The organism is Aquisalimonas asiatica, from assembly GCF_900110585.1.
In the GTDB taxonomy this organism is placed as follows: Bacteria; Pseudomonadota; Gammaproteobacteria; order Nitrococcales; family Aquisalimonadaceae; genus Aquisalimonas; species Aquisalimonas asiatica.
This window is the reverse complement of the sequence record NZ_FOEG01000002.1, coordinates 698173-708471: the sequence shown is the minus strand read 5'-3', so window position 1 is coordinate 708471 and position 10299 is coordinate 698173. Positions and strand designations below refer to the sequence as shown.

The 10299-nt window shown below is 69.1% G+C and carries 8 protein-coding genes; 4 read left to right on the top strand and 4 right to left on the bottom strand.

From position 1 onward, the window contains the following. Positions 1-226: 226 nt before the first annotated feature. From BMZ02_RS07970 to BMZ02_RS07955, 4 genes are read right to left on the bottom strand one after another with little or no spacing between them, the layout of a single operon-like run. The gene (locus tag BMZ02_RS07970) at positions 227-667 is read right to left on the bottom strand and encodes a VOC family protein (protein ID WP_091641774.1); all 441 of its coding nucleotides are present in this window, start codon (positions 665-667) and stop codon (positions 227-229) included. 4 nt (positions 668-671) lie between these two features. Then, positions 672-1931, bottom strand: coding sequence for an MFS transporter (locus tag BMZ02_RS07965; RefSeq protein ID WP_091641771.1), 1260 nt, complete (start codon positions 1929-1931; stop codon positions 672-674). Next, the gene (locus BMZ02_RS07960) at positions 1928-3181 is read right to left on the bottom strand and encodes a threonine ammonia-lyase (RefSeq protein ID WP_091641768.1); all 1254 of its coding nucleotides are present in this window, start codon (positions 3179-3181) and stop codon (positions 1928-1930) included. The genes BMZ02_RS07965 and BMZ02_RS07960 overlap by 4 nt, the downstream gene beginning before the upstream one ends. Before the next feature lie 3 nt (positions 3182-3184). Further along, complete coding sequence (locus BMZ02_RS07955) at positions 3185-3571, bottom strand: acyl-CoA thioesterase (RefSeq protein ID WP_091641975.1); 387 nt, start codon at positions 3569-3571, stop codon at positions 3185-3187. Between the two features lie 130 nt (positions 3572-3701). Here BMZ02_RS07955 and BMZ02_RS07950 point away from each other — a divergent pair, with 130 nt between their 5' ends. The 4 genes from BMZ02_RS07950 to BMZ02_RS07935 all read left to right on the top strand — a co-directional run bounded on the left by BMZ02_RS07950 (position 3702) and on the right by BMZ02_RS07935 (position 10299). Continuing rightward, positions 3702-4892: a S1C family serine protease gene (locus tag BMZ02_RS07950; RefSeq protein WP_171909854.1), complete on the top strand. Its 1191-nt coding sequence runs from the start codon at positions 3702-3704 to the stop codon at positions 4890-4892. A 29-nt stretch (positions 4893-4921) separates the two neighbouring features. Beyond that, positions 4922-5956 carry a glucosaminidase domain-containing protein gene (locus BMZ02_RS07945; RefSeq protein WP_091641764.1) on the top strand — a complete coding sequence of 345 codons (1035 nt, stop codon included), beginning with the start codon at positions 4922-4924 and terminating at the stop codon, positions 5954-5956. 77 nt (positions 5957-6033) lie between these two features. After that, positions 6034-7101, top strand: a complete 1068-nt coding sequence (locus BMZ02_RS07940; protein WP_091641761.1) for an efflux RND transporter periplasmic adaptor subunit — start codon at positions 6034-6036, stop codon at positions 7099-7101. Between the two features lie 27 nt (positions 7102-7128). Further along, complete coding sequence (locus tag BMZ02_RS07935) at positions 7129-10299, top strand: efflux RND transporter permease subunit (RefSeq protein WP_091641758.1); 3171 nt, start codon at positions 7129-7131, stop codon at positions 10297-10299.

Below are 10299 nucleotides of genomic sequence, written 5' to 3'. Positions count from 1 at the left end.
GGTCCGGGTGGTCCGGGTGGTCCGGGTGGTCCGGGTGGTCCGGGCGGTCCGGGCGGTCCGGGCGGTCCGGGCGGTCGGGCGGTCGGGCGGTCGGGCGGTCGGGCGGTCGGGCGGTCGGGCGGTCGGGCGGTCGGGCGGTCGGGCGGTCGGGCGTAGGCCGGACCTTCAGGTCCGGCGTCTACCTGTTCCGGCGTATCCGCCCGGCCAACCCGCAACGCCCATGGGGCTACCAGGTCCCGATGTTCTCCATGGACTTCCACGGCTCCTGCTCCGGCAGCGGGTCGCCTTTCTGCAGCAGCTCGATGGAGACCCCGTCGGGCGAGCGCACGAACGCCATGCGGCCGTCGCGGGGCGGGCGATTGATGGTGACGCCGGCGTCCATGAGCGAGCGGCACAGGGCGTAGATGTCCTGGACCCGATAGGCCAGGTGGCCGAAGTTGCGCCCGCCGTCCAGCTCTTCCGGGTCCCAGTTCCAGGTCAGTTCGATCATGGGCGCCTTGTCCTCGCGGGCCCGTTCCGCGTCCTCCGGCGCCGCCAGGAAGATCAGCGTGAAGCGGCCGGCTTCTTCCTCCCTGCGGCTGATCTCCACCATGCCGAGCTTGTTGCAGTAGAAGTCGAGGGAGTCGTCGATATCGCTGATCCGGACCATGGTGTGCAGGTATTGCATGGTGTCATGCCTCGGGTTGTCGTGAGTTGTTCCTGTCGGCGGCGGGCTGGGCGGGCCGCCGGACGCCGACACGGCCGCTGCGCAGCCCCACCGCAATCACCATACCCGCCGCCAGCAGGGTGAGGCCACCCAGGCCGACCATGGTCTGCCGCAGGCCGATCCAGTCGCTGGCCGAGCCCACCCCAAGCACCACCGAGGCCATGGTCAGGTAGGCCAGCACGTAGAAGCTGGAGACAATCTCGCCGCGGCGGTCTGCCGGCGCCTCGCGACTGACCGTTGCCACCGCGCCGATGGCCGTGACGCCGGCCCCGAATGCCGTGGTGACCGTGCCCACAGCGAAGATCAGCGGCGAGATCAGCACGATGCCGGTCACGCAGATGGTCATGCCGGCAGCCAGCAGGACAGGGCCGAACAACAGGGTCTGTCGCGGTTCCTGGCGACGGGCCGTAAACTGGCCGATACCGGCCACGAGCTGGAACGCCGCGGCGTACAGCCCGGCCAGCGCCCGGTTGTCGATGGCCACCAGCTCCGTCGCCAGTGATGGCCCCAGGGAGGCATACAGGCTGCCTGCGGACCAGGACAGGCACATGGCGGCACCGGCGAACAGGAAACTGCCGAGAATGGGCCTGGGCACGGACAGCCGCGTGGGCCGCCAGTCCCGCAGGCGGAAGTCGGGGCGCCGGCGGCCAATGCGCCGGGGCCAGCGCACGGACACCAGCAGGACGGCCGTGGTCAGTGCCAGCAGGCCCACCACGACGAAGGGCGTGACCAGCGGCCAGAGACCCAGGTGCAGCAGCGCGGAGCTGAACAACGGGCCGGCGGTGGCGCCGGCGGTGAAGGTGAGCGCCGAGATGGCCGCTGCCCGCACCCAGTTGTTGTCGGGATCCAGTTCCACCAGGGCCGCCGTGGCGGTGCCGGTGACGATGCCGGTGCCCACGCCGGTGAGCAGACGGCCGGCGCCGAGCCAGTAGATGTTGGTCGCCACGGCAAAGACCACACCCGCCGCGGCGATGCAGAGCAGGCCGGGCACCAGCACTTCGCGGCGGCCGGCCACGTCCGACAGAGCGCCGATGGTGGGCAGCATGGCGATCACGCCCACCACGTAGACGGCAAACACCGCCGTCAGCGCGGTGGACGTGAACTCCCAGTGCACCTGCCACACGGCGTACAGCGGTGTGGGGACGTTGCTGGCGAAAATCGCCGTGAATATGGCGAGAACGGCGGCCAGGCTCGCCAGCCGCCGCCCGTGTCGGCGCCGCGTCATGGTGCGCCGCGCCGTTCGTCCGGGTGCATGTCAGGGTGATCCGCCCGGTCGGGCAGTACCGGGTCGTAGCCGTGGTCCCGCAACGCCTGGATCAGCTCGCGGGTGTGGTCGGCACCCAAGGTCTCCAGGGTGGTCTCCACCTCCACGGCGCGCAGGGGCAGATCGGTGAACTGGCGCTGGTGCCCGATCTGGATGATGCCGGCGTTGTGATCGGCCAGCACCCGTGTGAGGTCGGCCAGGGCGCCGGGCACATCCGGCACGCCGACGCGCACCCGCACCACGCGGTCGGTGCGCACAAGGCCGCGCTGGATCACCGACGACAGGGGCAGCAGGTCGATGTTGCCGCCGCACAGCACGGTGCCCACGCGTTTGTCCCTGAACCGCTCGGGGTGCGCCAGGATCGCGGCGAGGCCGGCGGCGCCAGCACCCTCAACCACGGTCTTCTCGATCTCCAGCAGCAGGAGTATGGCCTGCTCCAGCTGCGCCTCGTCCACCAGCAGGATGTCGGAGACGAGATCGCGGATCAGGGGCAGGGTGCGCCCCCCGGGCACCTTCACGGCGATACCTTCGGCAATGGTCGCCGGCCCCGTGGAGACGGGGTCGCCGGCGATGGCCTGTTTCATGGCCGGAAAGCGGCTGCTCTGCACGCCGATGATCTCGATATCCGGTTTGATGGCCCGGGCGGCCACGGCCATGCCGCTGATCAGCCCGCCGCCGCCGATGGGCACCACCAGGGTGTCCAGATTTGGCACCGTCGCCAGCATTTCCAGGGCGATGGTGCCCTGACCGGCAATGACGTGGTCGTCGTCGTAGGGATGGACGAACACATGACCCCGCTCCGCGGCGAGGCGCTCGGCGAAGGCGCCGGCCTCGGCGACACCGCTGCCCTCCAGCCGCACGTCGGCGCCGAAACGGCGCGTGTTGGCGACCTTCATGTTCGGCGTGTGCCGGGGCATGACGATGGTCGCGCCGATCCCGAGCCGGCCGGCGTGGTACGCCAGGGCCTGGGCGTGGTTGCCGGCGGACATGGCAATCACGCCCCGCGCCTGTTCCTCCGGCGACAGCGCCAGCAGGCGGTTCAGCGCGCCCCGTTCCTTGAATGCTGCAGTGAACTGGTGGTTCTCGAACTTCAGATACAGCTCCGCGCCGAGCATGGCGGAGAGCGTGCGGGAGTGATCACAGCGGGTGTGCTGGATGCTGCCCTCGAGCTTGTCGGCCGCTTCGCGGATGGCGTCGATGGTGACCGGCACGGTTCAGTCCTTCGCCGGGCGGGGCCGGCCGTCGGCGTCCAGGGCCACGTAGGTGAACAGACCCTCGGTGACCAGCAGACGCCCGCGCTCCTGATCACCGGCCCGGAGCACCCAGGCCTGCACGTCCACCGTCATGGAAGTGCGGCCAACGCGGTTCATGCTGGCGTAGCAGCACAGTACATCGCCTACATACACCGGCAGATGGAACTTCATGGACTCCACCGCCACGGTGGCGACCCGGCCCCGCGAGTACTCGGCGGCAAGCAGGCTGCCACCCACGTCCATCTGCGACAGCAGCCAGCCGCCGAAGATGTCGCCGGACGGATTGGTGTCGGCCGGCATGGCCAGGGTGCGCAGCATGAGGTCGCCGGTCGGGGTGTCCGCCGCCATGGCGTGCTCCTTTCAGTGGGTGGCCGATCCGGTGATTGTAACGGACGGGGGCGGCGGGGCGTCACTGGGTGTTGCAATGCGGGGCCAGGTTGGTGACCCTGAATGGACGATCGGCCGAGGGCCACCCCGTATGGTTTTTCCGTCAACTGCCCGCCGCGCCTGGATTATCGCCGCCTGCGCGCTGGTTCTGGTGGGCTGCGCCACCAGTGAGCCGCCCCGGCCCGCGCCGGAGCTGCTGGATCGTGTGGCGTTCCCCTTTACCCAGGGTGTTCCCCAGGAGCGTCCACAGCCGCCGTTGCGCACCGAGGGCCTGCAGGACGACGAGCTCAATACCGTCAGCGTCTACCGTGATCGCATCCGTGGTGTGGTCAACATCACCTCGCTAAGCGCCTACCGCACGCGGTTCGGTAGGCCGTTCCCGGACTCCGGCACCGGCAGTGGTTTCATCATTGACCAGCAGGGGACGGTGGTCACCAATCATCACGTGGTCGAGCGCGGTCAGCGCCTGATCGTGACGCTCTATGATGGCAGCCTCTACCGCGCCGAGGTGGTGGGCACGGACCCGGAGCTGGACCTCGCCGTGCTGCGGTTCAACCCCCAGGGCCGCGAACTCACCACCCTGCCCCGGGGCAGGAGCGACGAACTGCAGGTGGGTCAGAGCGTGTACGCGCTGGGCAATCCGTTCGGGCTCGAAGGGACCCTGACCACCGGTGTGGTCTCGGCACTGAACCGCCCCGTGCAGACGGACTCGGGATTCATCATGCGCGATCTCGTCCAGACCGACGCCGCCATCAATCCCGGCAACTCGGGCGGCCCGCTGCTGGACTCTCGGGGGCGGGTGATTGCCGTGAACACCATGATGATCTCCCCGGGGCCGGGCAGCGTCGGCATTGGCCTGGCGGTGCCGGTGAACGCCGTGGACCGCGTGGTCGGGCAGATTCTCCGCGAGGGGCGCGTGACCCGCGGCTGGATCGACGTGCGCGGGCTGGCACTGACGCCGGCGCTGGCGTCTGCGGGCGGGCTGCCAGTCCGGCAGGGCATCCTGGTGACGCATGTGCAGCCCGGAAGCGAGGCGGAGGCGGCCGGCCTGCGTGGTGGCGACGGGCAGCACCGTGTGCGTTACGGGCCGCACCGTGTGCCCATGGGCGGTGACGTAATCGTCGCGATCAACGGCGAGCCCACCACCAGCGTGGCCGAGCTGTTCGCCAGCCTCGAGGCGACGCGGCCCGATGATGAGGCCACGTTGACCGTATTGCGGGACGGTCAGCGCCGGCAGGTGAGCATCACACTGAGTGCCCGGCCGGGTACCCAGGGGCAGTAACAAGCGGTGAAGACCGCGGGAGGCGTGACGTGGCACAACCGGATTCCGGGTGGTTCGAGCGCGTGGCCGAGTACCGGCGCTGGGTGTTGGCGGGCATGGTGGCGCTGGCCGTGTTGCTGGTGTTCGCCGGGTGGGCGTTGTTGCAGAGTGACGAGACGCCCCCGCCGGCCGGGATGCTGGAACGGGACGAGGAACTGCCCGAGGAGATCCCGGAGCTGCCCGCGGACATCACCTACGACGAGCGCCAGGACGTGCTGCCACCGCTGGTCGAGTTGCGCGCCAGCTCTGCCGAGGAGCTGGAGGAGGCCTTTGCGGCCGTCGATTACGACTGGCCGCCGGAGTCCACCGTGCCCGCGGTGTCCGTGCGTGCCTTCCCGCCCTTGGGTGACCTGACCGTGGACGAGCGTCGCTCACTGTTCTTCCGCACGTTGTTGCCGCTGGTGCTCGCCGAGAACCAGGTCATGCTGGCGACCCGCGAGCGGATCCAGACCATCTTCGCCGAGGGCGACGTTGAGCAGGATTCCCGGGAGGCGCGGCTGCTGCAGACGTTGGCCGACCGTTTCCGGGTGGATGGAGACCTCAACAGCGCGGACTTCAGGGAGGAGCTCCTGCGCCGTGTGGATGTGGTGCCGGCGGATATGGCGCTGGCCCAGGCGGCCAACGAGAGCGGCTGGGGGCAATCGCGGTTCACCCGGGAGGCAAACAACCTCTTCGGCGTGTGGACGTGGCATGAGAACCGCGGCATCGTCCCCGAGCGCCGCGCGGCGGGAGCAACCCATTTTGTGCGTGTGTTCCCGAACTTGAGGGCGTCAGTGCGCAATTATCTCTATACCATCAACGTCGGTGACGCCTACAGCGGTCTGCGGGATGTCCGCGAACAGGCCAGAGCGGACGGTGACGGCCTCTCCGGGCTGTACCTGGCCACGGGGCTTGAGCGTTACTCGGAGCGGGGCGAGGCCTACGTCGCGGAGATCCAGTCCATGATCCGCTCCAACAATCTCGCCGAGCTCTCCGGCCTGGAGCTCACGCCGGTGGAGGCGACCCGTCTGCTCGGTGAGCAGTGAACCTGTCCGCCTTCCCGGTGACCAACGGCCAGGCGCGTCCCAACGGCATACACCCAAGGCATCGAGGGGCACCAGACATGCCACCACCGGGCATCGCGACCCGTATCATTCCGCTCTGCCTGATCGCCTTGTTGGGGGTGATGCTGGCGGCGTGCGACGACGCACCCCAGCAGGCGGATTCCGAGGAGCAGCAGCGCACGCCCGTGGCTGCGGTGGAGATGGAGCCCCGCGACCTCTCGCGGCGCCTGTCGGTGTCAGCCGCGGTCCAGCCGCGGGTGCAGATCCGGCTGGCCAGCCGGGCGAATGGAACGCTGGACGAGGTCGGCCCGGAGATCGGTGACCGGGTCGAGGCGGGGGACGTCATGGCGCGGCTGGACGTCTCCGAAGAGCAGGCGGAACTGGCGCGCGCCCGGGCCCAGGAGCGGGACGCCCGCAGTCAGTATGAACGCACCCGCGAACTCAACGACCAGGGCGTCGCCAGCGCCGCGCAGCTGCAACGCGACGAGGCGGCCGTACTGGTGGCGGAGAGTGAGCGCCGTGTGTGGGAGAGTCGTGTGGCGTTCGGGCGGGTCGAGGCGCCCCGTGACGCCGTGGTGACCGCGCGCTACGTGGAGCCGGGAGAAGCGGTGGATGCCCGCCAGACCCTGTTCGAACTGGCGGTGATGGATGAGCTGGTCATGCGGCCGGGCGTGTCCGAGCGGGAGGTGGTCCATCTCAGCCCGGGCATGGCCGTGCCCATCCGGCTGGACGCCATGCCGGGGCGTGCGCTTACCGGTGAGGTGCGCAGGATCTTTCCCATGGCGTCCCATGATAGCCGGTTGGTCACCGTCGAGGTGTCGCTTCCCGCCGATGCCGCGGCCGAGGGGGTGCGGCCCGGGTTCCTGGGGCGGATCCGCATGGCCGTTGACCGGCGCGAGGACGTGCTGGCCGTGCCGGCCGATGCCATCAGTGACCGGGACGGGCGGCAATTCGTGTTCGTCATCGAGGACGAGCGCCTGGTCGAGCGGGAGGTGGAGCCCGATACCGCACGTGGCGAGTGGACCATCATCCGCGAGGGCCTCGAGGCCGGTGATGTGGTGCTCGCCAGCAATCCCGGCGATCTGCAGGACGGTGACGCCGTGCGCATCGTCACCTGGCGGGACTGACCCGCCACCACGAACAGGTAGCACACCATGGAACGTATCACCCGGCACCGGCGAAGTCCGGCCAATGCCGCCATCCGCAGGCCCATCGGCACGCTGGCGCTGGCGTCGGTGGTGTTCGTCCTGGGGCTGTTCTTTCTCGATCGCCTGCCGGTGGATCTGCTGCCCCACGTGGAGTACCCGCAGATCCGGGTGACCGTGAACTACCCGGGCGTGGCGCCGGAAGTCATGGAGGAGCAGGTCACACGCGTGCTCGAGCGCGAGCTCGCCGCCACCGAGAATCTGGTCACCATCGACAGCCGTGCCTCCCAGGGGCGCACCAACGTCAACCTGTTCTTCGAGTTCGGCACCAACCTGGACGTGGCGCTGCAGGACGCCTCGCGCCACCTGGAACTGGCCCGCACCCAGCTGCCGCCCGACATCGAGCCGCCGCGGCTGTACAAGTTCGATGCCTCCCAGGATGCGGTCTGGCAGGCCGGTTTCAGCTCCAGCGTGCGCTCGGAGGCGGCGGTGCGGGACTGGGTGGACAACCAGCTCGTGCCCCAGCTGATCGCCATCCACGGCGTCTCGGGGGTGGAGGCCGCCGGCGGCATGGTGCGCGAGATGGAGGTGATCGCCGATCAGGCGCGCTTACGGTCCTACGGCATGGGGTTCGATGATCTGCTGGATGCTCTGGCGCGCGAGAACGCCGACATCGCCGCCGGCTGGGTCACCTCCGACTCCTTCGACGTCATGGCGAAAACGGACGGGCTGTTCACGTCCGTGGACGACATCCGCAATGTGCTCCTGCCCATGCCGGGCAACAACGCGCAGCATGTGCCCATCACCGACGTGGCGGAGGTGCGCGACGGCTTCCAGGAGCAGCGCGTGCTGGCCCGCCTGAATGGCGTGTCCGCCGCCCAGGTGTCCGCATTCAAACTGCCGGCGGCCAATACCGTGGAGGTGGTGGACAGCCTCAACGACACCATGGCCGGCCTGGAGCGCTCGGGCTTCGTGCCCGAGGACATTCGCTTCCAGACCACGCGCGACCCGGCGTTCTTCGTCCGTGGAGCCGTCACCGGCGTCGCCACCGCGGCGGTGCTCGGCGGTACCCTGGCGATGCTGATGGTGCTGTTCTTCCTCGGTAGCCTGCGCAAGGCGTTCGTGATCGGGCTGTCCATCCCCATCGCCATCATGGCCACGTTCGCCATGATGGGTGCGGGCGGGCTGACCCTGAACATCATGAGTCTGGGCGGGCTGGCCCTGGGTGTCGGCCTGCTGCTGGACAACGCCATTGTCATGCTGGAGAACATCTCCCGCCACCGGGACAAACTCGGCAAGTCGTCCCGGGATGCGGCCCACGACGGCTCCCGGGAGGTGATCTCCGCCATCACCGCCGGCACGGCCACCAACCTGGCGGCGGTGCTGCCGTTCCTGTTGATCACCGGCGTGGCGTCGCTGATCTTCCGGGAGCTGATCCTCACCATCTCCTTCGCCATCGTGGCGACCCTGGCCGCCGCGGTTACGCTGGTCCCGATGCTGGCGGCGGTACTCGGCGGCGTCCGGTTCCGTAGCCATCTGGGGCAAACGGCTCCGTTCCGGGCCTTTAACTGGCTCATGGATCGCACCCGTGGGGGCTACCGCCGCGTGATGCCGCGTATCCTGCGCTGGCGTTGGGCCGTCATCGCCAGCGCGGCTGTGGCCATGGCCGCAGCCGTGCCGGTCTTCACCGATCTGGGCAACGAATTCCTGCCGCAGGTGGATGACGGCAACGTCAATGTGCGCCTGTTCCTCCCGCCCGGCACGTCGCCCCGGGACACCGACGCCGCCAAGCGCCTGGTGGAGGAGGAAATCGAGGCGATGCCGCACGTGGAGAGCATGTTTACCATCGTAGGCGGCCACTTCAGCGGCGGCATCATCAACGAACGGCCATCCACGGCCCGCAGCCGGGTGCAGCTGGCGCCGGCCGGAGAGCGGCCGGACATGCCCGCCGGCCGGTGGGTGGAGGAAGCGCAGCAACGGCTGGACGCGCTGGACATTCCCGGTGCCCGCATCAGCGTGCGACCGCCGCGCATTGACGGGCTGCGGTTCGCCACGCGCGGTGATGATCTGATGATCGGGGTCATGGGGGAAGACCTGGAGACCATGGGCGCCGCGGCGCGCGAGATCACCTCGCGGCTGGAGGGCATCCCCGGTCTCGAAGGCGTCGAGCTCAGCCGGGAGGACGAAAGCCCCATGCTCAACGTGCAGGTGGATCGGGAGCGGGCGGCGGACCTGGGGTTGCGCGTCTCGGATGTGGGGCAGTCGGTGCGCAATGCCGTGGACGGGGCGGTGCCGACCCAGTTCATGACCCGCAACCAGGAGTACGACGTGCGCGTGCGCCTGCCCCGGGACGAGGTCCAGGACATCGAAACCCTCGGCGAGCTGCTGCTGTTCCGCCACAACGGTGAACCGATCCAGCTGCGCGACGTGGCGGAGTTCCGCATGGGCGACAGCCCGGCGCACATCGAACGTGAGAATCAGAACCGGCTCGTGCGGGTTGGCGGCGACATCAACACCGACGTCAACGACGTGGGCAGCGTCATGGCAGAGGTGGATGCCCGGCTTGAGGGGCTGGATCTGCCCGAGGGCTACAGCCTGATCTACGGCGGCCAGTGGGAGACCATCCAGGAGACCAACAGGGAACTGGGAACGGTGATCCTGCTGGCCGTGTTCCTGGTGTTCGTGGTGCTGGCGGTGCAGTACGAGCGGTTGAGCAACCCGCTGGTGATCATCAGTGCGGCGCCGCTGTCGATGATCGGCGTCACCGGGATTCTCTGGGCGACGGGAACAGTGGTCTCCGCGCCAGTGCTCATCGGCATGATCCTGCTGATCGGCATCGTCGTGAACAACGCCATACTGCTGGTGGAATACATCGAACTGGGGCGGCGCAACGGCGGGCTGTCCGTTGCCCGGGCGACCGTCGCCGCCGGTGGGCTGCGCCTGCGGCCGATTCTGATGACCACCCTGACCACGGTTCTGGGCATGACGCCACTGGCCGTGGGCATGGGTGCCGGGACCGAGATCATGCAGCCCCTGGCGCTGACGGTGATCGGCGGGCTGCTCATGGGCATGCTGCTCACGCTCGTGGTGGTGCCCTGCCTCTACCTGGTCATCGACGACACGGCCGCGCGGCTCAAGGCGTGGCTGACCGGGCGGGAACGGCCACTCGCGGCCGCGTAG